Annotated in this window: 18 protein-coding genes; 9 read left to right on the plus strand and 9 right to left on the minus strand. The window is 61.4% G+C overall.

The window, feature by feature from the left end; all coding sequences use genetic code 11:
• The first annotated feature begins 41 nt into the window (after positions 1 to 41).
• Positions 42 to 1,445 (plus strand): FAD-dependent oxidoreductase, encoded by a 1,404-nt coding sequence (locus ACSMDR_RS02125; protein ID WP_436466859.1) that lies wholly within the window; start codon positions 42 to 44, stop codon positions 1,443 to 1,445.
• A gap of 702 nt (positions 1,446 to 2,147) precedes the next feature.
• Here the strand turns inward: ACSMDR_RS02125 and phnX are convergent.
• On the minus strand, positions 2,148 to 2,975 hold the full coding sequence (phnX, locus tag ACSMDR_RS02130) for a phosphonoacetaldehyde hydrolase (protein ID WP_436466860.1): 828 nt from the start codon (positions 2,973 to 2,975) through the stop codon (positions 2,148 to 2,150).
• Between the two features lie 89 nt (positions 2,976 to 3,064).
• Positions 3,065 to 4,171: a 2-aminoethylphosphonate--pyruvate transaminase gene (phnW, locus tag ACSMDR_RS02135; RefSeq protein ID WP_392442723.1), complete on the minus strand. Its 1,107-nt coding sequence runs from the start codon at positions 4,169 to 4,171 to the stop codon at positions 3,065 to 3,067.
• A gap of 302 nt (positions 4,172 to 4,473) precedes the next feature.
• On the opposite strand from phnW, the gene ACSMDR_RS02140 reads away from it, so the two are divergent.
• The 4 genes from ACSMDR_RS02140 to ACSMDR_RS02155 all read left to right on the plus strand — a co-directional run bounded on the left by ACSMDR_RS02140 (position 4,474) and on the right by ACSMDR_RS02155 (position 9,293).
• Positions 4,474 to 5,478: a putative 2-aminoethylphosphonate ABC transporter substrate-binding protein gene (locus tag ACSMDR_RS02140; protein ID WP_436466861.1), complete on the plus strand. Its 1,005-nt coding sequence runs from the start codon at positions 4,474 to 4,476 to the stop codon at positions 5,476 to 5,478.
• Positions 5,479 to 5,647: 169 nt separating this feature from the next.
• Positions 5,648 to 6,667, plus strand: a complete 1,020-nt coding sequence (locus ACSMDR_RS02145; RefSeq protein WP_436466862.1) for an ABC transporter ATP-binding protein — start codon at positions 5,648 to 5,650, stop codon at positions 6,665 to 6,667.
• 47 nt (positions 6,668 to 6,714) lie between these two features.
• Positions 6,715 to 8,403, plus strand: coding sequence for a putative 2-aminoethylphosphonate ABC transporter permease subunit (locus ACSMDR_RS02150; RefSeq protein ID WP_436468176.1), 1,689 nt, complete (start codon positions 6,715 to 6,717; stop codon positions 8,401 to 8,403).
• 65 nt (positions 8,404 to 8,468) lie between these two features.
• Positions 8,469 to 9,293, plus strand: a complete 825-nt coding sequence (locus tag ACSMDR_RS02155) for a hypothetical protein (protein ID WP_436466863.1) — start codon at positions 8,469 to 8,471, stop codon at positions 9,291 to 9,293.
• A gap of 4 nt (positions 9,294 to 9,297) precedes the next feature.
• Here ACSMDR_RS02155 and ACSMDR_RS02160 read toward each other — a convergent pair whose 3' ends face one another.
• Together ACSMDR_RS02160 and ACSMDR_RS02165 are read right to left on the minus strand one after the other, a co-directional pair.
• A complete protein-coding gene (locus ACSMDR_RS02160; protein WP_436466864.1) occupies positions 9,298 to 10,050 on the minus strand; it encodes a DUF429 domain-containing protein in 753 nt (250 codons plus the stop codon).
• 77 nt (positions 10,051 to 10,127) lie between these two features.
• Complete coding sequence (locus tag ACSMDR_RS02165; protein WP_436466865.1) at positions 10,128 to 10,691, minus strand: VC2662 family protein; 564 nt, start codon at positions 10,689 to 10,691, stop codon at positions 10,128 to 10,130.
• A gap of 255 nt (positions 10,692 to 10,946) precedes the next feature.
• Here ACSMDR_RS02165 and ybcJ point away from each other — a divergent pair, with 255 nt between their 5' ends.
• Complete coding sequence (gene ybcJ / locus ACSMDR_RS02170) at positions 10,947 to 11,180, plus strand: ribosome-associated protein YbcJ (protein WP_436466866.1); 234 nt, start codon at positions 10,947 to 10,949, stop codon at positions 11,178 to 11,180.
• 101 nt (positions 11,181 to 11,281) lie between these two features.
• On the opposite strand, the gene ACSMDR_RS02175 is transcribed toward ybcJ, so the two are convergent.
• Entirely contained in the window at positions 11,282 to 11,755 is a 474-nt protein-coding gene (locus tag ACSMDR_RS02175; RefSeq protein ID WP_005895929.1) for a PaaI family thioesterase, read from the minus strand.
• A 312-nt stretch (positions 11,756 to 12,067) separates the two neighbouring features.
• Here ACSMDR_RS02175 and ACSMDR_RS02180 point away from each other — a divergent pair, with 312 nt between their 5' ends.
• Complete coding sequence (locus ACSMDR_RS02180; RefSeq protein ID WP_436466867.1) at positions 12,068 to 13,243, plus strand: Evf family palmitoylated virulence factor; 1,176 nt, start codon at positions 12,068 to 12,070, stop codon at positions 13,241 to 13,243.
• A gap of 77 nt (positions 13,244 to 13,320) precedes the next feature.
• Here the strand turns inward: ACSMDR_RS02180 and ACSMDR_RS02185 are convergent, their stop codons facing one another.
• The 3 genes from ACSMDR_RS02185 to ACSMDR_RS02195 all read right to left on the minus strand — a co-directional run bounded on the left by ACSMDR_RS02185 (position 13,321) and on the right by ACSMDR_RS02195 (position 19,924).
• Entirely contained in the window at positions 13,321 to 15,072 is a 1,752-nt protein-coding gene (locus tag ACSMDR_RS02185; RefSeq protein WP_436466868.1) for an ABC transporter transmembrane domain-containing protein, read from the minus strand.
• A gap of 106 nt (positions 15,073 to 15,178) precedes the next feature.
• The gene (locus tag ACSMDR_RS02190; protein ID WP_436466869.1) at positions 15,179 to 16,915 is read right to left on the minus strand and encodes an ABC transporter transmembrane domain-containing protein; all 1,737 of its coding nucleotides are present in this window, start codon (positions 16,913 to 16,915) and stop codon (positions 15,179 to 15,181) included.
• Between the two features lie 222 nt (positions 16,916 to 17,137).
• On the minus strand, positions 17,138 to 19,924 hold the full coding sequence (locus ACSMDR_RS02195) for a hybrid sensor histidine kinase/response regulator (protein WP_436466871.1): 2,787 nt from the start codon (positions 19,922 to 19,924) through the stop codon (positions 17,138 to 17,140).
• 133 nt (positions 19,925 to 20,057) lie between these two features.
• Between ACSMDR_RS02195 and trxC the strand changes: the two genes are divergently transcribed.
• Together trxC and ACSMDR_RS02205 are read left to right on the plus strand one after the other, a co-directional pair.
• Positions 20,058 to 20,495: a thioredoxin TrxC gene (trxC, locus tag ACSMDR_RS02200; protein ID WP_436466872.1), complete on the plus strand. Its 438-nt coding sequence runs from the start codon at positions 20,058 to 20,060 to the stop codon at positions 20,493 to 20,495.
• A 154-nt stretch (positions 20,496 to 20,649) separates the two neighbouring features.
• Positions 20,650 to 22,056: an SLC13 family permease gene (locus ACSMDR_RS02205; RefSeq protein WP_436466873.1), complete on the plus strand. Its 1,407-nt coding sequence runs from the start codon at positions 20,650 to 20,652 to the stop codon at positions 22,054 to 22,056.
• Positions 22,057 to 22,444: 388 nt separating this feature from the next.
• Here the strand turns inward: ACSMDR_RS02205 and ACSMDR_RS02210 are convergent, their stop codons facing one another.
• Positions 22,445 to 24,919, minus strand: a complete 2,475-nt coding sequence (locus ACSMDR_RS02210) for a glycogen/starch/alpha-glucan phosphorylase (protein ID WP_436466874.1) — start codon at positions 24,917 to 24,919, stop codon at positions 22,445 to 22,447.
• Positions 24,920 to 25,212 lie beyond the last annotated feature (293 nt).

Genomic DNA, 25,212 nt, shown 5'->3' on the forward strand with positions numbered 1-25,212 from the left:
CCCCATACTGGCGCTTTTTGGTATAGACCAACAGGCGACCCATGACCCAAAAAACACTTCCCTTCTGGCTGGCCGAGGCCCTGGCCCGGGAACAACCGGCCGACCCCATCCCCCTCGGGCAACACATCGAGGCCGACATCGCCATCGTCGGTGGCGGCTACACAGGCCTGTGGAGCGCCATCAAGTTGAAGCAGCAGGATCCTGCGCTGCGGGTGGTGATCCTGGAGCAGGCCCTGTGCGGCAGTGGCGCCTCCGGGCGCAATGGCGGCTGCCTGCTCACCTGGTCCACCAAGTACCCCTCCCTGCGCCGCCTGTTTGGCGAGCAGGAGGCGACGCGCCTGGTGCAGGCGTCCGAGCAGGCGGTCTTTGCCATCCGCGATTTTTGCCAGCATCACGGCATCGAGGCGCAGTTGCGCCTTGATGGCACCCTCTACACCGCCACCAGCCCGGCCCAGCAAGGGGGCATGACCCCCTCCCTCGCCGCCCTCGAGCAGGCGGGGATCAGCCGCTGGCAGCCCTGGTCCCGGGAGTCAGTGCAGGCCCGCGCCGGCTCCAAGGCTCACCTGGCGGGCCACTTCAGCCCGGCGGCGGGCAGCGTGCAACCCGCCCTGCTGGTGCGCGGATTGCGCCGGGTCGCCCTGGCCCTCGGCATTGTCATCCATGAGCAGACCCCCATGACCCGGCTGGTGCACGGCGCCAGACCTCTGCTCGAAACGCCCTTGGGCAGCGTCAGGGCCGACAAGGTTATCCTCGCCATCAACGCCTGGTTGCCGGGCCAGTTTCGCCAGTTCTCCCGCAACCTGATCCTGGTCTCCTCCGACATGGTGATCACGGATCCCGCCCCCGAGCGCCTGGACGCACTGGGACTGACGGACGGGATCAGCGTGGTGGATGGCCGCACCTTCGTGCACTATTACCGCCGTACCCCGGCCGGTCGCCTGATGCTGGGCAAGGGGGGCAACCGCTTTGCGTTTGCCAACCGCCTCCACCCCTGGTTCGATCGCCCCAGCGCCTTCGCCACCGATCTGCGCCGCCGCCTCGACGGCTTCTTTCCCTCCCTCGCGGATCTGCCCATCGCCGCCAGCTGGACCGGCCCTTCTGATCGCAGCGCCACCGGTCTGCCCTTCTTCGGCCATCTCGAGGATCACCCCAATGTCCTCTATGGCGCCGGGTATTCGGGCAACGGCGTGGTGCAAAGCTGGATGGGCGGGGAGATCCTCGCCGCCCTGGCGCTGGATCTCGACAACGAGTGGCGCCACTGCCCCCTGGCAAGGGGCCCCCGGGGCCAGTTCCCACCGGAGCCAATACGCTGGCTCGGCGCCAACCTGGTGCGCCGCGCCATCCTTCGCAAGGAGCAGGCCGAGGACGAGGGGCGCCCCGTGCCCTCCTGGGCTCGCCACCTTGCTCGCCTCGCCGATGCCGCCGGCAAGGCGGACAAGGGTTGAGTTCGCGTCACTCCCCCCCTTGGCGCCACCCCGCTTTGCCGGGGTGGCGCCTGGGCCCATGTCGGATGCAGGCAACAGCACGATGAGGTCGAGAAACGGCTCTCACGCTTTCATGGATTGCTTGTTTTCATCAGCCAGGATTAGTGGTTGCCCTTTCATATCGGCTCGCCTGCCGCCAGCTCACCTGCTTGTCTCCCCCTGCAACCCAGCACTGCGGCTGCCGCTTCTGGCTCTGCGCCACTCGCGCCTCTCTTGACCTGCCATAAACGCGGCGACCCTTCCGCCCTGGCCCCGCCCTGTCGACGGCCTGCTGCTGCGAGGTAGCAGGGTGTGGATCCTTGACTGACGACCCTGGTTTGATGGCATATCTGATGGTTTTTCACTCCAGCAACCGCGTATCCCGGCGCTGATGCCCCTGATAGGGGACCAGGGCACTGCGCCCAAGGCCCATGGTGCGTGCGAAGAGAGAATGAATGAGGGAAGAGAAGCCCGGCAAGACGCCTGACATCGGATAGAGCGGATACAGAGTATCAAGCCCATGAGGGAGTGTGAGTCGCAGCCGGGGCGCCCACAGGACCAAGTCACGGGACGCAGCGGCCTGCTTGCATGCCCGGCATCCGCAGACCGCCAGTTTGTCCCTCAGACGGTGAGGCCCGCAGCGCGGGCCTCTTGTCGTATGTGACGTGCTGACGGAGCTGTGACTCAGGGTTTCTCCCCCGCCTCCAGGCGGCGATTGATCTCGGCCACCACGGCGGGCAGATCGGCCAGGGTGTCGATCAGATAGTGGGCCCCCGCCTGTTGCAACCTGGGAGCCGCCTTGGCGCGGCAAGCCGCCAGGGTCGCCGGGCTGGCGGCCTGATACTCGGCCAGGGTGAGGCCCGCCTCGTTGCCGGAAAGAGTCAGGCCGACCGTCCACATGCCGGCGTTGATCCCCTCCTCTATGCCGGGGGCCGCATCGTCCACCTTGATACAGGCCTGCACCGAGCCCACCCCAAGGGCATTGACGTTGGCCAGCGCCATCCAGGGGCCGGGCCTGCCCCCGGCGGGCAGATCGTCGGTGGCCACCACATGGTCCGGGCGATAACCCGCGTCCCTGGCGGCGGGCAGCAGGGCCTCCATCACGGTTCTTGGGTAGCCGGAGCAGGAGCCTATCTTGATGCCCCGCCCCCTCAGCCAGGCGATGGTGGCCAGGGCTCCCGGGATGGGCTCGGCGAACTCGGCCACCTTGTCCCGCTGCAACGGCATGAAGGTGTGATAGAGGGTATCGACCTCGGCCTCGCTCATAGAATGGCCGAAGCGGGCGCGCCAGCGCGCATCCACCTCGGGCAGGCGACCCAGGGCCTGGATATGGTCCCACTTGCCAAGGCCCATGGGCACCCTGGCCTCGGCCAGGGTCACCTCGAATTCATAGGCGCGGGCGAACGCCTCGACGAAGATGCTGGTGGGGGCGAAGGAGCCGAAATCGACCACGGTACCGGCCCAGTCGAGGATCACGGCTTCCACTTGCTTGTTCACTGACTGCTTGTTCATTGTGCTCTCCTGGCAAGGGCGACCTTGCCGTCGTCATGGATGGATGGCCCGGGCTGCGGGCACGCGAGGGATGGCAACTGCCGACCCGCTCAGGCTTGCCAGTCGCTGTGGGCGGCCACGGCAGTCAGCAGGCGGTCCATGTCAGCGGGATAGACCTCCCCTATGTTGCCGATGCGAAAACAGTCGGCCCGGGAGACCTTGCCCGGATAGATGACAAACCCAGCCCCCTTGAGCCGCTCGTAGAAGCCCTTGAAGTCGTAACCCGGCGCCGTCGGTGCCAGGAAGGAGGTGATGATGGGGGACATCAGCGCCTCATCGAGCAGGGGCTCAAAGCCCAGGGCCACCATGCCTGCCACCAGGCGGCGCTGGTTCTCGCAATAGCGGGCATGACGGGCGGCGACGCCCCCCTCCTGCTCCAGCTCCAGCAGCGCCTGATGGAAGGCGCGCACCACATGGGTCGGGCTGGTGAAGCGCCACTTGCCGCCCCCCTGCTCCATCACCCGCCATTGATCGAACAGATCCAGGGAGAGGGAGCGGGCCTGCCCCTCGCAGGCCAGCAGGCGGCTGCGCCTGGCCAGCACCAGTCCAAAACCGGGCACGCCCTGGATGCACTTGTTGGCCGAGCTGATCAGAAAGTCGATGCCGGCGCGCTGAAAATCGATGGGGATGCCGCCAAAGCTCGACATGGCATCGACGATGAAGCAGCGCCCCGCCTGCTGCACCACCCGGCCAACGGCCTCCAGGGGGTTGAGCAGGCCTGTGGTGGTCTCGCAGTGCACCATGGCCACATGGCTGATGGTGTCATCCTCGGCCAGCAGGCGGGCCAGCTCCTCGGGATCGGCCGGCTGGCACTCGTCCAGCTGGTAGACCCGATGGAGTATGTTTAGCCTGCGGGCTATCTCGACCATGCGGGCACCATAGGCGCCGTTGTCGACGATCAGCAGCTTGTGGTTCTGGCCGATCACGCTGCCCAGGCACGCCTCGACGCTGGCGGTGCCCGATCCCTGCATCAAGACGCTGCTGTAGAGATCCGGGTAGCCGGTCAGCGCCTCCAGCCGGGCACGGATGGCCTGCACCACCCCCAGGTTGTAGTCGTCATCCCAGGTACACCAATCCTTGAGCATGGCTTCACGCACGGTGCGGGAGGTAGAGAGCGGACCCGGGGTCAGCAGCAGATAGGGGTTGTCCTTGTTCATATGGCCTCATCGTCGGCAGCTAGGGGAGTGGTCATTGACACTGGTCTATACCATTTAGCGCCATGGTATGGGGCCCATCTGCGGGGGTAAAGCACCCGCCGCCAATCTTCATCAAAGCTTCATATAGCCCGCACACCATCCTTTTTCGGCGACGGACAAGGGTCACAGGATTGCCATGATGCCGTCATCCAACCGTCATTTTCCCTTCCTAGCATGCCAATCCAACCATCTGGTATGAACCAGATTGGCGGATCGGGTCTCCCGCTCCTGTCTCCCCACTCCACCGCAATAGGGAAAGTTCGATGAAGATGACCAAGCTCGCCGCCCTGCTGGGCATGATGACCCTCGCCACGACCGCCCACGCCAAGGAGGTGTTGACCGTCTACACGGCGTTTGAGACCGACATCATGGGGCCCTATCAGCAGGCCTTCGAACAGGCCCACCCCGACATCGAGATCAAGTGGGTGCGCGACTCCACCGGGGTGATCACCGCCAAGCTGCTGGCCGAGAAGGCAAGGCCCCAGGCCGATGTGGTATGGGGACTGGCGGGATCCTCCCTCGCCCTGCTCAAGCAGGAAGGGGTGATCAAGCCCTACCTGCCCGCCGGTGCCGAGGCCCTGGATCCGGGTCTGCGCGACCCGCAGGCGAACCCGGCCTGGTATGGCAACGACGCCTTCTTCAACGCCGTCTGCTTCAACGAGGCCATGGGCAAATCCCTCGGCATCCCGGCCCCTACCAGCTGGGAGGATCTGCTCAAGCCCGAGTTCAAGGGGAAGATCGCCATGCCCAACCCCGCCTCTTCCGGCACCGGCTTCATGATGGTCGCGGCCTGGTTGCAGAGCCTGGGGGATGACAAGGGCTGGGCCTACATGGAAAAACTGCACGGCAACATAGCCCAGTACACCCACTCTGGCTCCAAGCCCTGCGTGCAGGCGGCCCAGGGCGAGGTGCTGGCGGGCATCTCCATGAGCTTGCGGGGCGCCAAACTCAAGACCCAGGGGGCCCCCATCAGCGTGATCCTGCCCAAGGGCGGCATCGGCTGGGATACCGAATCCGTGGCGCTGGTCAATGATCAATCCGCCGCCGCCAAGGCGCTGGTTGACTGGTCCATCGGCGAGAGCGCCAACCGCCTCTACAGCCAGAACTACCCCGTGGTGGGCATCGCTGCCCTGAGCAAACCTGTGCCCAACTACCCGGACGTGAAGCAGGCGATGATCCCCCTCGATTTCGCCAAGATGGCCAGGGAGCGCGGTCAGAACCTCGCCGACTGGAGCAGCCGCTTCGACGGCAAGTCCGAGGCCCAGTGATCCGGACTGCGGGCGGCACAACGCCCGCAGCCAGGACACAGCAAGAGCGGCGCCCAGGGGCGCCGCTCTCTTTATTTCGGCGGGCTCTTTTTCGCCCCGCCACCTCATTGTCATCAAGCTGCAACCTGGCGACGGGACAATCTGGTCTACACCAAGAAGGAGTCCTCTGATGAGCGCCTATCTGCAACTCGAACATATCTCCAAACACTTCGATGGCTTCACCGCCGTCAACCCCCTCTCCCTGGCCATCGAGGCGGGGGAGTTCGTCTGTTTCCTCGGCCCCTCCGGCTGCGGCAAGACCACCATGCTGCGGATGATCGCCGGGCTGGAGACCCCGAGCAGCGGCAGCATCCGCCAGGGAGGCCAGGATGTCACCCTGCTCCCCCCAGAGGCCCGCGACTTTGGCATCGTCTTCCAGTCCTATGCCCTGTTCCCCAACCTGACGGTGGCCGAGAACATCGCCATCGGCCTGCGCCAGCAGAAGCTGCCGAGCCAGACCATCGCCGCCCGGGTCGACGAGTGGCTGGCCCTGGTCCATCTGGAGGCAGCCAAGGCGAAGTACCCGGCCCAGCTCTCCGGCGGCCAGCAGCAGCGAGTCGCCCTGGCCCGGGCACTGATCCTCTCCCCCGGCCTCTTGCTGCTCGACGAACCCCTCTCGGCCCTGGATGCCAAGGTGCGCGTGCATCTGCGCGACGAGATCAAGCGCCTGCAACGGCGCCTTGGCATCACCACCATCATGGTGACCCATGATCAGGAGGAAGCACTGACCATGGCCGATCGCATCCTGGTGATGAACGCCGGGCGCATCGAACAGTTCGGCACCCCGGAGGAGATCTACCGAGCCCCGGCCAGCCGCTTCGTCGCCAACTTCGTCGGCCAGATGAACTTCCTGCCAGGCCTGCTCGCCTGCCCGGGGGAAGGGATAGGCGGCGAGCTCGGCATTCGTCCCGAGGCGCTGCGCCTCTCATCTTTGGGGGGACAACTGCCGGTCGAGATTTCGGACTGCGCCTTCCAGGGTAACCACATGCGGGTCGCCTGCCATCACCCCGCCCTGACCGAACCGCTGCAGGTCAATGTGCCATTGCGGGAGCTCGCGGCGCTGGATCTCGCCCCTGGCCGCCGCCTGCACCTGGAGATCCCCCGGGATCAACTGCATCACTTCCGCCCGGAGTCCACATGCCACGCCTGAATTCCCCCCACCCCCAGTCTGAGCCTCTGTGCCTGTTCGGAGTCCCCATGCCGACCCTCTCCCTGCTTGCCCGGTCCCAGTGGCGTGCGGATCGCCTGCTGACTCTGGCCCTGCTGCTCGCCGTCAGCCTCTTCCTGCTGCTGGGGCTGGCCGCCCCCCTGCTGGCCATGCTGCAAAAGAGCGTGCAGGACGGCAACGGCCAGTTCGTCGGCCTGGCCAACTTTCAGCACTATCTCGCCTCTCCTCAGCTGCGCGCCTCCGCCGGTCACACCCTCTTGATCGGGCTCGCGGTGAGCGCCGGGGTGGTGTTGCTCGCCTTCGGCTACGCCTTTGCCCTAACCCGCAGCTGCATGCCGGGACGGCGATGGTTTCGCCTCTTGGCCAACCTGCCGATCCTCGCCCCCTCCCTGCTGCCCGCCATCAGCCTCATCTATCTGTTCGGCAACCAGGGCATGCTTAAATCCTGGCTGATGGGGGAGTCCATCTATGGACCCATCGGCATACTGCTCGGCCTGGGTTTCTGGTGTTTTCCCCATGCTCTGATGCTGCTCTGCACCACCCTGGGCACAGCGGATGCGCGCCTCTACGAGGCCGCCCGGGTGCTCAAGCTGCCGAGCTGGCGCCGTTTCGTGCTCATCACCCTGGCCAATGCCCGCTATGGCATCCTCAGCGCCCTGGTGCTGGTGTTCACCCTGGCGGTGTGCGACTTTGCCGTTGCCAAGGTGATCGGGGGTCAATATTCCCTGCTCGCCACCGATATCTTCAAGCAGGTGGTAGGCCAGCAGAACTTCACCATGGGCGCGGTCACCAGCGTCTTCCTGCTGCTGCCCGCCCTGCTCGCCTTCGGCCTGGATCGCTGGCTCGCCCGTCGCCAGCGGGGGCAGCTTGCCAGCAACGCCGTCATTTACCGCCCCGCCCCCCACAAGCTGCGTGACGGCTGCTGCCTGATCTTCTGCTCTCTCATCGCCCTCTTCATCGTCACTCTGATAGGGGTCGCCATCTATGGCTCCCTGATCAGCTTCTGGCCCTGGGATCTGACCCTCAGCCTGCGTCATTATGACTTTGCCAGCACCACCCCCTATGGCTGGCAGCCCTGGTTCAACTCCCTCACCCTGGCGGCCGGGGTCGCCCTGTTTGGCAGTGCCCTGGTGATGCTGGGCAGCTATCTGGTGGAGAAGGGGGATGGCTTTGGCTGGCTGCGCCGCCTCATCAGTCTGCTGGGGCTGCTGCCCATGGCGGTACCCGGCATGGTGCTGGGGCTGGGTTACATCTTCTTCTTCAACCAGCCAGGCAACCCCCTCGCTCTGCTCTACGGCACCATGACCCTGCTGGTCATCAACTCCCTGTGTCACTACTACACGGTCGGCCAGATGACGATGCAGGCCGCCCTCAAGCAGATGCCGAGCGAGATAGAGACGGTGGCCAGCTCCCTCAAGCTGCCTCGCTACCTCACCTTCTGGCGCATCACACTGCCGGTGTGCAGTCCGGCCCTGCTCGATGTCGCCATCTATCTGTTCGTCAATGCCCTGACCACCACCTCGGCCCTGGTCTTCCTCTACTCCCCCGATACCCTGCCCGCCGCCATCGCCATCCTCAACCTGGACGATGCGGGCCAGACCGGCAGCGCCGCCGCCATGGCCGTGCTCCTGCTGTTCACCGCCATGGCGGCCAAGGGAGTCTATTTCCTGCTGTCACACTGCCTTGGGCTGCGTACCCAGCGCTGGCGTCAGCGCTGAATCAAGGGCAAGCAAGAGACAGGGCCAGTTGGTCCTGTCCGTATCACTGAGTACATTGGAGTCCTATGTCCCCCCTCGTCTTTAGCCTGGTACTCGGCTCAGCCCTGCTGCATGTGAGCTGGAATGCCCTGATCAAGGGCGCCCGCGACAAGGGCGCCATGACGCTGCTGGTCAGCCAGGGTTGCGCCCTCATCGCCCTGCCCCTGCTGCCCTGGCTGCCCCTGCCCGCCCCGGCGGCCTGGCCTTTTCTGCTGGTCTCGGCCCTGCTCCACGTCGGCTATTACCAGCTGCTGGCCCGCGCCTATGGGGCTGGCTCCCTGGCCCAGAGCTATACCCTGATGCGCGGCGGCGCCATCCTGCTGCTGTTCATCCCCTCGCTGCTGCTCGAAGGTATGCCAGGGGGACCTGCACTGGCGGGCATCGCCCTCATCGCCGCCGCACTGATCCTGCTTGGACTCAAGGGGGTAGGAAAGCGGGATCCCAGCATCTGGCAGTGCGCCTGCCTCATCGCCTGCTACACCCTGGTCGATGGCATGGGGGCACGGGCCAGCGGCGATCAGCCGGTGGCCTATGTGCTCTGGTTGGTGGTGCTGGAGGGAGGCCTGATGCTGGCGCTGGCGCGCCGCGCCCTCGGGGTGGCGATCTGGCCGGTACTGAGGCGGGGCAGGCGCCTCGCCCTGCTGGGGGGCGCCTGCTCGACCCTGGCTTACGCCATCGTGGTGTGGGCCATGACCCAGGCGCCCCTGGCCCAGGTCAGCGCCCTGCGCGAGAGCGGCATACTCATCTCTTTCCTGATAGGCGCGGTCTGCTTTCAGGAGCGCCTCGGCCGCGGCAAATGGCTGGCTGCCCTCGCCCTGCTTGGCGGCGTCTTGCTGCTGCGGCTGGGCTAGCCTGTCAAGGCACGAAGTGGTAAATCCAGCCCTCGTCCAGGGGAAAATCGGCCGGAGGGGCCAGCAGGGGCGGCAGCGCGCCCACCGCCCCGTCCGCCGCATATTGCAGCGCCATCAGGGCGCACAGAGCGGCATCATAGGGATCCGTTCCCGGGATGAGGGACGCCGGCAGATGGGGCTGCAGTGCGGGCCGCACCGCAGAAGCCTTGCCCCCCACCTTGGCGAGGGCGGGATAGACCTCCAGCACCGCGCGTTTGGCCTCCCTCACCTGCCTTGGCACCAGTTGCAGATCCCCGAGGCGCGGCAGCATGGAGAGGGCCAGGGTGGCGTTGTTGCCGAGCCTGTCGAAAGTGGCCGAGAGCGGCTTCTTGCCATAACGCTCATGGAGCCAGCGCTCGCAATCCCGGTAGGCATAAGGGTTGTCTATCTCCCGCTGGGGCACGGGAAAGTCGATCCCCCGCCCCGCCAGCAACTCGGCGAGGGCGCGGGGAAAGGCCAGCGGCGCATCGATGCCGAGCGCCAGTCGCGGGCAGGCCAGCACCTGCATCAGCGCCACTTCGTCTTGCAGGGCCGGGCGCAGCAGGGCATCCAGATCCGGCGCCACCCGGGAGCTCAGCCGAAACAGGGGGGAGACCCCGAGCCAGTGCAACTGCTGCGTGCTGGCCTGCCAGCCCACCACGGCCACCGCCTGGGCATTGCCCTGCCAACCCCTCACGTCCCAGCCGATGCCGATGGCGTCCATGTGTTCCCCTGTCATGCCCCTGTTACCTCTGTGCAGCCTTGATGGAGCACAGGGTACTGACTACCCCTCCTAAAGCAAGGGCAAGGTGACCCCTAGAAGGATTTCTTGAAGTTGATGAGGGGCAGTATGGGGAAGATGCCGTTCTCGGCGTAGTTGGCCAGACCTATCTGCAGGCCATCCAGGTGCTTGGTGGCATTGACGAAACCAATCTGGAAGCTGGTGCGCTCGGCATAGTTCACGAAGCCGACGTTGGCCAGGGCATTGCCCCGGGCGATGTTGACCGCCCCCCAGTTGAGCCCCTGCACATTGTTGGTCAGGTTGACGAAGCCCAGGTTCACCCCTCTGTCCTGGCCGTCGTGCCAGTTGACGGCATTGATGGCAACCCCCTGGAACTGATCACGCACCCGGCCCGCGCCAAAGAAGATCCCCAGCTGCAGGCCGGTGAAACTGTTGACGTCCGAGAGGGCGAACACCGGCAGATCGATGCCCTTGACCTGGCCGGTGCGGCCATAGAGGAAGGAGGCCCGTGCCCCTTCCACCTGATTGGACGAGGGCAGATTGACCCCGGGCAGGGAGAGCTGGATCGGGGTGCTGGCATGGGCGATGCCGGCGAGGGTCAGGGTGGAGCAGGCAATCAATGTGGTCAGCTTGTTCATGGGCACTCCTTGGCACGGGATCTGGGTTGATAGCGTAGCAAGCTGACATCCGGTGCACTAGCCCTGCCCGGCGGTGCTGCGACCAGTCTGGTCGAACCCCGCACCACCAGCCTGTGGCTCGCGGCTGCGGTGAACCGACGCCCTCAATTCCTCTCCTCCCAATCATGGATAGATACGGCTAACCCTTTCCATGTCCGGGGTAACTGCCTAAAATAGCCGCCCTGCGCTTATGCATCATAAAAAGAGGAAGTTCCCATGGAGACGTTTCTGCTGGAAGGTCACCCCTTCGTTGCCCTGTGCGATCTGCTCAAACACCAGGGGTGGGCCGATTGCGGCGGTGCCGCCAAGGCACTGATCGCCGAAGGCTTGGTCGAGGTAGATGGCCAGATCGAGACTCGCAAGCGCTGCAAGATAGTGGCCGAACAAGTCGTGAACTTCAATGGCAGCAAGGTGGTGGTCAAAGCCGGCCTGAGCCCGGAGATAGCCTGATCCCCCTGTCGCCAGCGCCTGCTGGCGGCATCTGTTTGAGCACGCGTTATCCCCTGGGTGCGAAAAACGATCTTTGCTTGGACACCGGCAGATCCTGCCGGCTAGCTGGCCTTGATTGACAGGGTCAGTGTGAAGCGCGCCACCGGTTCATCTCCACTGAGTGAAGGACAGGTGGCCACCACCTCGATTGGCCGGTTGATGCGCTGCCCGCTCGCCAGGGAGTCATCTATCATGGCATCTATCGCCGCCCCGGCTGCACAATCAAACTGAACATCCCCCTCTGGGCGCTTGAGAAAGTCTCCTTGTACATCCTTGAAGGCAAAATGCACCTTCTTGCCCCTTGCCCGCCCCTTCTCCATCACCAGCAGCCCGCCCACCAGATCGGCACCGGTTGCCAAGGCGCCAAAATACATGCTGCCCAGGTGATTGCGAGTGCGCCAGCCAAGTGGCATCCGAATGCGCAGGGCGCGTTCATCCATCCGTTCGATAACCGGGCCACAAAAGCCGATGAGAGGGATATAGCGCCAGGCGAAGAGGCGCAGGCCGAGGTTGGCTTTGAGGCGTTGCAGGTCCATTGCTAACTGATCCGATGAGTTGGTGTAAAAGAGATGTTGCCTGTATGACAATTTAGATTCAAGGGCTTATATCTCCCTCATTCAGATGATTTTCCCCCAAGCCAACTTTATGTCGTTCAAAACCTGGTTGCTAACTGCCTGAAATCGGCCCTTTTTCGTCTCCTTCTGCCCGACTAGCTCAGCCCAGCCTGACCACAACTGACATATATAACAGTAACGTTTTCCCCCGTGCGTCACTAGGCTCTTCAGGCCTTGTTCTGGGTAGCCAGCCAGGGCCTGTCACAGAGTCATTCTCTTTAAAAGGATATTGAGATGAGTAACGATAAACAGTTGTTCAATGGCGGTGAAAGCGCAGGTACTTTCTCTTTGAGTTTCAATAACAACCGTGCCTACGAGCTCTTTGGCAAGGAGTACCTCAAGTGCTATGCAAACCTGTCAGTCCAGGGACGAATGAGCAAGCCACTCCCCTCCGGTCCCTTGAGCTACTCGGTGGATTTCGCCATGGATTGCGGTTGCAGCTCCGTCTTGATCGACTTCAACCATGCCTATCGAAAGACCTTTGGCAACCAGATCCAATTCACCCTGCGCGAGTCGGACTACAGCGCCGAAATAGTGCTCTGCCACCTCCTGTCTGAGGCGAGCCCCAACCGCCTCAACCCTCGCGATCAGTTCGCCGAAGCCCATGCCTTCTTCAACGATGCCCGCCTGCCTCAAAGCAAGTCGATCGGCGACGATCCCTATGCCGACAAGGATGGTCTGGTCGAGTTCATCGTGGCCAACGAGCTGCTGGACGATCCCGCCGTCATGGCCAAGCTGGCCGAGCAGAAGGCCTATCTCATCGCCGTCACCTCGGTGGTCACCTCCTACATCAACCGTTACGCCGAGGCCTATGGCGATCAGTACAAGACGGATGCCGATCTCTGGGCCAGGGCGCTCTCCAAGATACCCTTGATGGGGCCGAGCAAGATCGATCAGCAGAGCTACAGCCGCCACATCAAGGGGCTCAGCATCGCCACCGATTTCATCAACTTCATCATGGATGTGGTGGTGAGCCAGGGCACCACGGCGCTGTCCAGCTTCAACAAGTTCCTGGAAAAACAGGGGGATGCCATCCGCTTCGGGGTGGAGAACAACAAGGACTTCTACAAGACCATCACAGTCGGGATCACGGTGGAAGTCTTCAAGGTAGGCACCGAGCTGGTCTATGTTCCGAAGATCAAGCAGTACCGCATCAACTTCGACAGGCAGAACAGCAAGTTCACCTCGGCCTGCGCCAGCGCCGAATTCGTCGATATCTACTTCAACTATCTCTACGCCGCCAACGTGTTTGACTATGAGGCGCTCAAGGATCCCGAGATCAAAAAGGATTTCGACGCCTTCATTCAAAAACAGCGCAAGGCACAGATTGAAGAGGCCGACACCTTCTTCAACGACGACTTCCCGCCCCAGCAACCCAAGCTGGAGCAGCGCAGCAAGGCAAAAGTGTAATTTTCGCCATCAGCACACCTAATAAAAAAACAGTCGGCCCAGGCCGACTGTTTTTTTGATTGCGTATTACCCTGCCTCTAAGCCCGCTTCTCTTCGAGCCAGGCTCCCTGGCTCTGCATCTCGAACAGCTGGGCATAGTGGCCTTGCTGGGCCATCAGCCCCTGGTGGCTGCCGCGCTCGCTCACCTGACCACGGGTCAGCAGCAGGATCTCGTCTGCATCGACTATGGTGGAGAGTCGGTGGGCAATGGCGATGGTGGTGCGCCCCCGGCGCGCCGCCGCCAGCGCCTTGGAGAGCGCCAACTCGGTCTGGGAGTCCACACTCGCGGTCGCCTCATCCAAAATGAGAATGCGCGGATCGCCCACCAGGGCCCGGGCAAAGGAGAGCAACTGACGCTGGCCGGCGGAAAGGTTCTTGCCCCCCTCCTCCAGTTGGGTCGCGATTCCATCCGGCAACTGGGCCACAAACTCGGCCAGTTGCACCTCATCGAGCGCCTGCCACAGCCTCGTCTCATCGATGCCTTCACGCCCCAAACGCAGGTTCTCGGCCAGGGTTCCGACGAAGATAAAGGGATCTTGCTGCACTAGACCTATGCTGCGCCGTACTGCCGCCAGCGACAGAGTGGCCAAAGGCGTGTCATCGAAGCGGATCTCGCCGCTGTCTATGGGGTAAAAGCCCATCAGCAGGCTGATGATGGTGGACTTGCCGCTGCCGGTGTGGCCCACCAGCGCCAGCATCTGGCCGGGAGAGACGCTGAAGCTCACGCCCTGCAACACGGGCTGCTCGCCATCGTAGGAGAAATCCACCTCATGGAAACTCACCCGGCCCGCCAGGGGAGCACTCCGGCCATCGGTACTCTCGCGCCCCTCATCGAGCAGGGCGAATACCCGCTCCCCCGCGACCATGGCTTGCTGCAACTGGTTAAGCTGGTTGGTCATCTCGATGAGCGGTTCTATCATGCGGCCCAGATAACTGATGAAGGCATAGAGTACCCCCACCTGAATGGCCCCCCCCACGCCCACACCTTCATGGGCAAAGAGTGCCAGCAGGCCGATGAGCACCATCATGTAGAAGAGGTCGATGAGCGGTCGCAGCAGTATGCCGTTGATCTTGAGGCTCTTGAGCCGCGCGGCCCAGTGGTGCTGATTCAGCTCGGAAAAGGCGTTGGCAAAGCGCACCTCCTGCACCATGGCCTGGATAACAGGCATCCCCTGCAAGGATTCATTGAGCCGACTGTTGATGTCCGACAGCAGGCTGCGAGTTTCGCGTACCACGGGCACACTCAACTTCTGGTAGAGCCACATCACCGCCCCCACCGCCGGCAACAGCGCCGCGCACACCAGCATCAGTCGAACGTCCAGCAGCGCCATCGAGATGAGGATGCCGCACAGAAGCACCAGCTTTTGTACCAGCAGGCCAATCACCTGCACATAGAGGTTCATGATGGCCTCGGTGTCGTTGGTGATGCGCGAGATGAGCGACCCCGAACGGTGAGTATCGAAATAGCTGGCGGGCAGACGAATGGCGGTGGCAAACACCTGTTCGCGCAGGCGCTGTACCACCCCTTGGGCGATGCGGTTGAAACGCAAGGATTGCAGATAGAACCCGGCGGCCGAGAGCAGCTGCAGACCCAGATAGCTGACGCCCAGGGTGGCGATAATCGGCCAGTCGAGATTGCGCGGAGCCAAATAATCATCGATGAACAGCTTGATGATAAGCGGGCCTGCCACCTCGGCCCCGGTGGCGAGCAGCAGGCAGATCCCGGCCTGGGTCAACCAGACAGGGTATTGAGCACAATAACTCAACAACCGTTTGATGGTCGGATTCACAGACTCACCTCCCAATCCTGTTCCAGAGGCTGGTAGCGCACCCTGCTGATGCAGCAATCCTGCGAATAGCCAGCGTAAATGGTAAGGCCCCCTCTCATCATCGCGTTCACAGGCTCTCCTCAAGATCATGTTCCAGGCGCTGATAGCGCACCATGTCGGCATACCAGCCGTCATGGATCATCAAGGTCTCATGCCTGCCTCGTTCACTGACATGCCCCTTGTCGAGCACCAATATCTCGTTAGCCTGCTCCACCGCCGTCATCCGGTGGCTGACCAGGATCAGGGTGCGCCGGTGCGCTTTCAGGGCCATCAATATCTGCTGTTCGGTCTGGGCGTCCACCGCAGAGAGCGCATCGTCGAGCACCAAGATGGGTGCGTCAAGCAGCAGCGCACGGGCGATGGCGAGCCGCTGTTTCTGGCCGCCGGACAGGGTGACCCCCTTCTCGCCCACGTCGGTCTGATATCCCTTGGCAAAGCGCACTATGTCGTCGTGCATACAGGCGATGCGCGCCACCCGCTCAATCTCCTGCTGGCTCGCTTCGGGACGGCCCAGGGCGATGTTGGCGGCGATGGACGTGGAGAAGAGAAAAGGCTCCTGGGGCACATAGGCAAACTGGCGACGCAGCGCCTCCAGAGATAAGGCATCGATGGCATTGCCCCCCATACGGATGGTGCCCGAGCTCGGATTGGCAAGCCGCATCAACAGCTTGAGCAGGCTGCTCTTGCCGGCGCCGGTGCGGCCAACGATCCCCAGCATGCTGCCCTCGGTCAAGGTGAACTGGATGCCCTCGAGCAAGGTGCGATCCTGCAAGGCAAACCCCACCCCTTGAGCTTGCAGCGGAAAGGCGCCGGTAAAGGGCAACGGGGCCTCGGGCTCGTTAATCTCACCCTGCTCACCCAGCAGGTGTTCGATGCGCGAATAGGCAGCGCTGCCGCGCTCGATGATATTGAACAGCCAGGCGATGGCAAACATGGGCCAGATGAGCTGGCCCAGATACATGGTAAAGCTGGTCAGCTCACCCAGGGTCATCTCATCCTTGAGCACCAAGGCACTGCCCCCCGCCACCGCCAGGAAATAAGAGCAACCGATACACAAATAGATGACAGGGTCGAACTTGGCATCGATACGCGCCACCGCCATGTTGCGCTCCCCCGCCTCCCGGGTCAGTGCGGCGAACCCTTCATCTTCCAGGGATTCGACCGCATAGGACTTGAGCACCCGCACCCCAGAGAGAGCCTCCTGGGTTTTGTTGTTGAGCCGGGAGAAGGCCCCCTGAGCCGACTTGAACGCCTTGTAGATCTGCTTGCCAAAGCGGTTCATGAAGTAAGCCATCACCGGCAGGGGCAACAAAGAGAGCAACGTCAGCTGCCAGGAGTACTGGCTGCACATGATGGTGAGCACCAGAGCCCCCACCATGATGGAGTCGACCAGGGTCAATACCCCCTCGCCTGCCGTCATCTCCACCGCCTGGATATCATTGGTGGCATGGGCCATCAGATCCCCGGTGCGATGGCGCTGGTAAAAATCCGGGCTCATGCGGGTGAAATGGACGAATAGCCGGTTGCGCAACACATAGGCGAGCCGGTAGGAGGCACCAAACAACATCACCCGCCAGACGTAGCGCAGCAGGTAGATGATGATGCCAAGGCCAAGCAAGCCGAGCAGATACTGGTTCAGTTTGGTCTGATCGAGTTGACCACTGCCAATGCCGTCCACTACCCAGCCCACTATCTTGGGCGGGATGGCCGTCAGCAGCGCCACCACAGCCAGCAGCGAGATGGCAATGAGATAACGGCGCCACTGCTCCTTGAAAAACCAACCCAGACGAAGAAATACGCTCACACAGGATCCTTGATGATGAAGGCGGTGCCATAGGCAAGGGCCCGCATGGCGGGCGAAGAAAATGCCCAAACAGGCATGGTCACAGCGCCAACATGATAGCGCGAAGTGGCTGTCGTGAGAATAATTGCTATTTGATGGGCCCTCGTTGGTCGACGCCGGTGCGAAAGACAATCAAAGAGAAGGGGCCAGCAGGCCCCTCGCGACATGTCCGGCAAACTTGGGTTAAAAGCGTGGCAGTCGCCCCTCGCCGTGCATGAGCATCTCCTTGCCATCCCCCGTCAGCAAGAAGTGGGATACCTTATCCCGGGTTTGGCTGAAGATATGCTGCAAGCGAGCCAGATCCTGTTCATTGAGCTCCTCCTCCTGATTCAATCGCCGTTCGAGTTCGGCGGCGATCAGATTGAGTCGCCTGGCAGAGATGTTGGCCGATACGCCCTTGAGGGTGTGCAGCAGCCCCATCGCCGCCTTGGGGTCTTGACGACGCAGGGCGGAGCGGATCTCCCACAGGTCATCTTTATGCTCCGCCATGAACAGTTTGAACAGGATCTGCAGCGCTTCCCTGTCCTGATCGAGCCGATGCAGGGCATCTGGCAGGTCCAGTAAATCCATGGTCTCCGGGGGCTTGACCACCACCTGACTACTCGTTGCCGGCTTGAGCCACTGGATGAGGTTATTGTAGAGATCCAGCTTGCTGACCGGCTTGGTGACATAGCCATTCATGCCAACGCCCAAGCAACGCTCCCTGTCTCCGGGCATGGCACTGGCGGTGAGAGCAATGATAGGCACATCGTGCTTGTCGACCATTTTGCGGATCTGCCGGGTCGCATCCAGACCATCCAGCACCGGCATCTGCAGATCCATCAAGATGACGTCGAACGGCTGCTCGGCGACCCGCTCCACCGCCTCGCGACCATTGCTGACCACGGTCACCTGCACATCGACCCGCTTGAGGTACTCAAGGATGAGCTGCTGGTTAACCCTGTTGTCCTCCGCCAGCAGCACCCGGGTGCCCTGAAGCAGATCGTGGAAGTTCTGCTGATCCCCTTGCGCCTCAGCCTGGCGCATCCGCCTGTCGAAGGAGCTGCCATTGAGCAGTTCATCCACCTTGGCGAGCAAGGCATTCTCCGTCATGGGTTTAGCGAGGAAGTGGTTGAGGCCTATGCTCTCCATCCGTACCTGCAACCCCTCCTTCGCCCAGGCGCTGGTCATCAGAATGGGGATGAGTCGCCACTGGTTGTGCTGGCTCATCTCCAACGCCAGATCCAGACCATCTTCCTGGCCCATTCGCCAGTCGAAGATGGCCAGTTGCAGCTTATTGCCCTCTTCATGCAACACGGCACGAGCCCGCGAGACGCTGTTGGCCTGTATCACCTTGGCGCCGGATCGGCTCAGCATGCCGCTGATAAGCTCGAGCACCAGCTCGTTGTCATCCATCACCAGCACGAGCGGCTCCTGTTCGAAGAAGACCCGCCGCCCCGAGACCCCATAGAGCGCCTTGTGCATCGGGATCTCGAACTGGAACAAAGAACCTACCCCCGGTTTGCTCTGCACGGTGATCTTGCCCCCCATCAGCTCCACCAGCCGCTGGGAGATGTTGAGGCCAAGACCAGATCCCCCATATTTGCGGGTATTACCCGCCTCCAACTGGGTGAAGGGCTGGAATAGCTGGGTCAGCTTCTCCTCGGCAATACCGATGCCGGTATCACGCACGCTAAAACGCACTCGCATGGGATCAGCATTGGCGAGGGTAATGGCAACCTCCACCTCGCCACGTTCGGTAAACTTGATGGCATTGTTAACCAAGTTGACCAATACCTGGCCCAGGCGCAGGGGATCACCACGCAGAAAATCGGGTACAGCCACCGATTTGTTGATGATCACCTCAACCTGCTTGCGCTCTGCCAGGTCGGCAAACATGCCCGCCAGGGAATCTATCTGTTCGGCCAGGTCAAAATCGATCTCTTCCAGACTCAGCTTGCCGGACTCGACCTTGGTCAAATCGAGGATGTCGTTGATGAGCAGCAGCAAGGTGTCCGAGGAGGACTTTATCTTGCCAAGGTAATCTCGTTGCTGCTGGCTGAGCGGCGTCTGCAGCGCCAGGGTACTGAAGCCGATGATGGCATTCATGGGGGTGCGGATCTCGTGGCTCATGTTGGCCAGAAAATCGCTTTTGGCCTGCGCCAACAACCCGGTCTCCCGGGAGAGTTCGCTCAGTCGCTGGTTGCGTCGCCAGAGAGTCAGGGCCACCAGGGCAAAACTGATCAGGGCTCCGGCCAGCACCAGCAGGAAGAAGCGGCTCTTGAGCTCCGAGGCTTGGCGGATCTTGTTCTGCTTCCAATCGACCAACCCCTCGAGCTCGTGCATGTCGATCACCTGATTGCGCAGCTTGTGATAGGCACCGACCTGTTCGGTCACATCCTGTGTGAGCTGGATCAGGCTGCGCAGGGACGGCACCTTGTCGCTGTGAGTGCCCAACTGCTGGATCAGCTGGTTGATGACCTTCTCATCGGCGGGATCCCAGTTTCGTTTCAGGTAATGAACCTGCTGGGCCAGGCTGTTCAAGGCCAGTTGCAGGCTGGCATCGGCTTGGGTATCGCTCAGTGCAGTCTGCAGCTGCTGCAGGAAGGGTCTTTCTATGTATGAGAGCCCCATATCCATGGAGGATAGGCGGGTCAAGTCGAGTAGATAGCGTTCAACGTTATGGAGCAGCGCCTGGGCATAGGGGTTGGCAGCAGAATCCGGATCCTGCTGCACTTTACGCACAAATTTGTCCAGATTGAGCGAGAGCTGTTCGAGGCGTAGCTGCACCTGCTCATCATTGGCCTGCTCGTGTCCCAACAGGTAAACGGTGTCAGTATTGACCCGATTGAGAATGAGCTCGGCAGCCACACTCAAGTCGAAAGCCCGTTGCTGCTGGCTGAGCAGACGCCAGCAGTAACCGCTAAACAGCAGCAGTGTGACGATGACCACACATAAGATCAGGCGGTTGGACCTTGTGTTACTATTCATCCCGTTTTCACTCTCATGTGTGACGTGCTCCCGCAAGACAGAAGATATCAAGGCGTGACCATGTTAGCGTCAGCTTGCCCTGAAAGTGAAATATATGTGATAAATCAGCGCACAACAGATAGAGGAGCATCCCATGACGAGCATCACCACCTATTGTAGTCAGTGCCGGACTCGAAACCGGCTGCCCACTGAAAAATCCCCCGAGGATGCCAAGTGTGGCCGCTGTGGCCAGCCGTTGTTTGCCCACACCCCCATAGAGGGGGATGCGGCACACTTCGACAGCCTGATCCAGTCCGATCTGCCCGTGGTGGTTGATTGCTGGGCCAGCTGGTGCGGCCCCTGCCAGCAGTTCGCCCCCATCTTTGCCGAGGTTGCCCGGGAACTCGAACCGGGGGTGCGCTTCGTCAAGCTCGATACCGAGCAACAACCCCAGATAGCGGCCCGCTACGGCATTCGCAGCATACCGACCCTGTTGCTGTTTCGCCATGGCCGCCTCATCGCCCAGCAGGCGGGTTCCATGCCGAAAATGGTGTTCAAACAGTGGTTGGCCGAAAAAACAACCTCTGATTGATAATGCGTTGTTTTGTAAATGTTTACCGAGTGTGACGCGAGTGCAGGGCTCTGTGAGCCTCCCCAAAATTTGGTGATCTGGCCCTGTTTGAAACGCGCTAATGAACGTAATCTCGGCAACACAACAACAACCATAAATTAACCGAGAACGCCTTATGCAAAGCTCTGTCGAACCCAAGGTCACCCAAGACCCCGCCCCGAATGCACAGTCCCGCTGGCTAGACATCAGATCCGGCATCGTCATCGCCGATATACTGCTGTTGTGCGCCATGCTGGCATGGCTGCCCTTTGATCCCATGGTCAACAAGGGGCTGGGTATCCTGGTCTTCATCGCCATTCTCTGGCTGACCGAGGCGTTGCATGTCACGGTTACCGCCCTGCTCATTCCCCTGCTCGCGACCCTGCTTGGGGTATTCGACATGGCCAAGTCGCTGACCGATTTTGCCAACCCCATACTGTTCCTCTTCTTCGGTGGCTTTGCGCTGGCCGCCGCCCTCTCCAAACAGGGGCTGGACCGCTTGATGGCCGCCAAGGTGATGCAGCTGGCTCGCGGCCACCTCGTCTGGGGCGCCATCTTGCTGTTCACCATCACGGCGGCCATGTCGATGTGGATCAGCAATACGGCCACCGCCGCCATGATGCTCCCCCTCGGGGTAGGTCTGCTGTCACAACTCGACAGCCAGCGGGATCGCCGTACCTATGTGTTCGTGCTGCTTGGCATCGCCTACAGCGCCAGCATTGGGGGCATTGGCACGCTAGTTGGCAGCCCACCCAATGCCATCGCAGCAGCCCAGATGGGCATCAGCTTCACCGACTGGATGAAGTTCGGCATGCCGGTCGTGCTCATTCTGATGCCCTGCGGCATCGCCCTGCTCTACCTGGTTACCCGTCCAGACCTGAGTCACAGGGTTGAAAGTCAGCAGGTCACCATCAGCTGGACCCGGGATCGCAAAGCGACCCTGACCATCTTCCTGATCACTGTTGCGCTCTGGATAGGCTCCCAGCCCATCGCCAAGGCGCTCGGCGGCATCCCTCAGTTCGACAGCCTGATCGCCATCGGCGCCATCATCGCCATCGCCATCAGCCGGGTCGCCAGTTGGGATGACATCAACCAGAACACCGATTGGGGCGTGCTGATGCTGTTTGGCGGCGGCCTGACCCTGAGCGCCATTCTCAAAGCCACTGGTACCAGCGCCTTTTTGGCAGAGCACCTCTCCGAGCTGCTGGCCCACGCCAACCTGTTCATCGTGCTGCTGATCCTGGCTGCCTTCGTGGTGTTCCTGACCGAACTGGTCTCCAACACGGCGACCGCGGCCCTGCTTATCCCCCTGTTTGCCGGGGTGGCCGAAGCACTGGGCGTCTCTCCCGTGGTGATGTCAGTGCTGATTGCCATCGGCGCCTCTTGTGCCTTCATGTTGCCCGTTGCCACGCCACCCAACGCCATTGTCTTTGCCAGCGGCCATATTCAGCAGCGAGAGATGATGCGCGCCGGTCTGGCCCTGAACCTGGTGTTCACCCTGCTGCTCGCCATCCTGGCCTATTTTGTAGGAGATATTCTCTAACGCCTTACCGAGTCCTCCAGCCAGCCCCCACATCACGGGGGCTTTTTTATGACGTATCCCGACAGGTTAATGACCTGCCAGCATGAAGCCGCATGCAGCGCATCCCACCAGAGACGCGAAATCTAAGGCCGCGGGCCTTTGCGCAGGGACATCTGGCGAGACAGGTCGCACCTTGGGCCGATAAGCCCCGCGCCTCCCCATCGCCTTAGCGGCGACAGCTCGGCTCAGTCAGCCCTTCTACTCACCCAATCTGTCTGGCCAGCGCCAGGGTTTGCCCCCTGCCCGGCTCACGCCAAGCCAAGCCAAGCCAGATTGGCGCACGCTTGTCAGCGGATCGCTCGCATAAAAAAGCCCCCGCATTGCGGGGGCTTAGAACACAAGGGCTGTATCAACCGACTTTACAGCGCTCGAGTTTCCAGATCCGCTCGACATAATCCTGAATGGATCGGTCCGAGTTGAACTTGCCCATGGTCGCCGAGTTGATGATCGCCTTCTTGGCCCAGAGCGCCGGATCCCGATACCAGCTATCCACCAGTTGATGCGCTTCCGAGTAGGCAGCAAAGTCAGCCAGGGTCAGGTAAGGATCGCCCCCTTCCAGCAGGGAGCGCTTGATGGAGGAGAGCTCTCCGGGCTTGCCCGGGGTGAAGTAGTCGGTATCGAACCAGTCCAGCACCGCCTTGAGCTCGGAATTGGCATAGTAGAAGTCATAGGGGTTGTAGCCCCGCGCCTTGAGGGCCTTCACCTCATCCACGTTCAGCCCGAAGATGGCACAATGCTCGGCACCCGCCTCCTCCACTATCTCTATGTTGGCGCCATCCAGGGTCCCTATGGTGATGGCACCGTTCAATGCCAGCTTCATGTTGCCGGTGCCCGATGCCTCGTAGCCGGCGGTAGAGATCTGCTCGGACACGTCGGCGGCGGGGATCATCTTCTCCGCCAGGCTGACCCGGTAGTTCGGCATGAACACCACCTTCAACTTGCCCTGGATACGGGTATCGTTGTTGACCCGCTCCGCCAGCTTGTTGATGGCATAGATGATGTCTTTGGCCAGCTTGTAGCCAGGGGCCGCCTTGGATCCGAAGATGAACACCCTTGGGTGCATGTCATAGTCCGGATTGGCCAGCAGACGACGATAGAGCGCCATGATGTGGATCAGATTCAGCTGCTGACGCTTGTACTCATGCAGGCGCTTGATCTGGATATCGAAGATGGCATTGGCATCCACCTCGATCCCGGTCTCGGCCTTGATCACCTTGACCAGCTTTTCCTTGTTATGACGCTTGATGGTCATGAACTGCTGCTGGAACGCCTTGTCGTCGGCAAACTTGACCACGCCGCGTAATTTGTCCAGCTGCAGAGGCCACTCCTTGCCCACCACCTCGTCATAGAGGGCGGCGAGCTCCGGGTTACAGGCAAGCAGCCAGCGACGCGGGGTGACCCCGTTGGTGACATTGCACATTTTATCAGGCCAGAGGGCGGCAAATTCGGGGAAGAGATCCTCTTTCACCAGCTTGGAGTGGATCTCGGCCACGCCGTTGACCTTGGCAGAGCCGATGACACAGAGATTGCCCATGCGCACCTTGCGCACCTCCCCCTCTTCGATGATGGAGAGTTTGGCCTTGATGACATCATCACCCGGCCACTTGGCTTCGACCAGATCGCCGAGGAAGCGGGCGTTGATCTCGTAGATGATCTCGAGATGGCGGGGCAGCACCTTCTCGAACAGACTGACACTCCACTTCTCCAGGGCTTCTGGCAGCAAGGTGTGGTTGGTGTAGGAGAAGACCTGATAGCAGATGGCCCAGGCGGCATCCCAATTCAAGTCTTCCTCATCCACCAGCACCCGCATCAACTCAGGGATGGCCACGGTCGGGTGGGTATCGTTGAGCTGAATGGCAATTTGCGCGGCAAAATTGCTGAAGTCACTGCCATGCACCCGCTTGTAGCGGCGCATGATGTCCTTGATGGAGCAGGCGCAGAAGAAGTACTGCTGGATCAGGCGCAGCTCTTTGCCCGCATCCGTCTCATCATTGGGGTAAAGCACCTTGGAGATGGTCTCGGCCTGGGCCTTCTCGGCCTGGGAGTCGACATAGCCCCCTGCGTTGAACACATCCCAATCGAAGAACTCAGAGGCACGAGACTCCCACAACCGCAATATGTTGACGGTGTGACCGCCGAACCCGACCACGGGAATATCCCAAGGCACTCCTTTGATCTTGCGACCGGCATGCCACACCTTCTTCAGGCCACCCTTGTCGCCAAAGACCGTCTCGACGTAGCCATACAGGGGGATCTCCTGCACCGACTCGGGACGGCAGATCTCCCAGGGGTTGCCATATTCACGCCAGGAGTCCGGGCGCTCAATCTGGCGACCATCCTGGATCTCCTGGCGAAACAGACCGTGCTCATAGTGCAGGCCATAACCCACCGCCGGGTAGTTCAGGGTCGCGAGGGAATCGATGAAACAGGCGGCGAGTCGACCCAGACCACCGTTGCCGAGCGCCATGTCAGGCTCCTGCTCGCACAGGTCGGTCAGCTCCAGACCCAGCTCGCGCAGCGCCTCTTCACACACACTATAAAGGGATAGGTTGTGCAGGTTGTTGGAGGTCAGCCGCCCCATCAGGAATTCGGCCGAGAAGTAGTGGATAGCTCGGGTATCTTTGTTGAAATGAGTCTGCTGGGTGCGGGTCAGCCGTTCGTAGACCTGCTCATTGACGGCGGCGGCGGTTGCCTTCCACCAGGCTTGAGGTGAGGCTTTCTGCTCGCTGGTGCCCAATGTCGAGCGCAGATGGCGCACTATGCTCGCCTTGAGCTGATCCTTGTTCAGTTGCAGGTCCAGCTCTGTCTTCTTCTTGGTAGCCATAACGCTGTTTCCTTCGTTACTTAATAATAATTTGATTACCCGCCAGGGACCGGGATTATTGTTATCTGAGAATATGTTCCGGCGTGGGCATACTAGCTAATGACGTTGCCAGAAAAGTTAACGCAAGTCACAGTTTAATGTATGAGAATGACAGTTTCGCCATGAAAACCCTTTCCTGACACCCTTCCACAAAAAACACAAAAACCATTTAATTTCATTAAGTTATAAGTAAATCAAAAAATAAAAATCGTGAATAGGTTTTCAGAGCTTGCATGGATTTTTGATGGCTTGAA

Source organism: Aeromonas molluscorum (assembly GCF_051376105.1).
In the GTDB taxonomy this organism is placed as follows: domain Bacteria; phylum Pseudomonadota; class Gammaproteobacteria; order Enterobacterales; family Aeromonadaceae; genus Aeromonas; species Aeromonas molluscorum.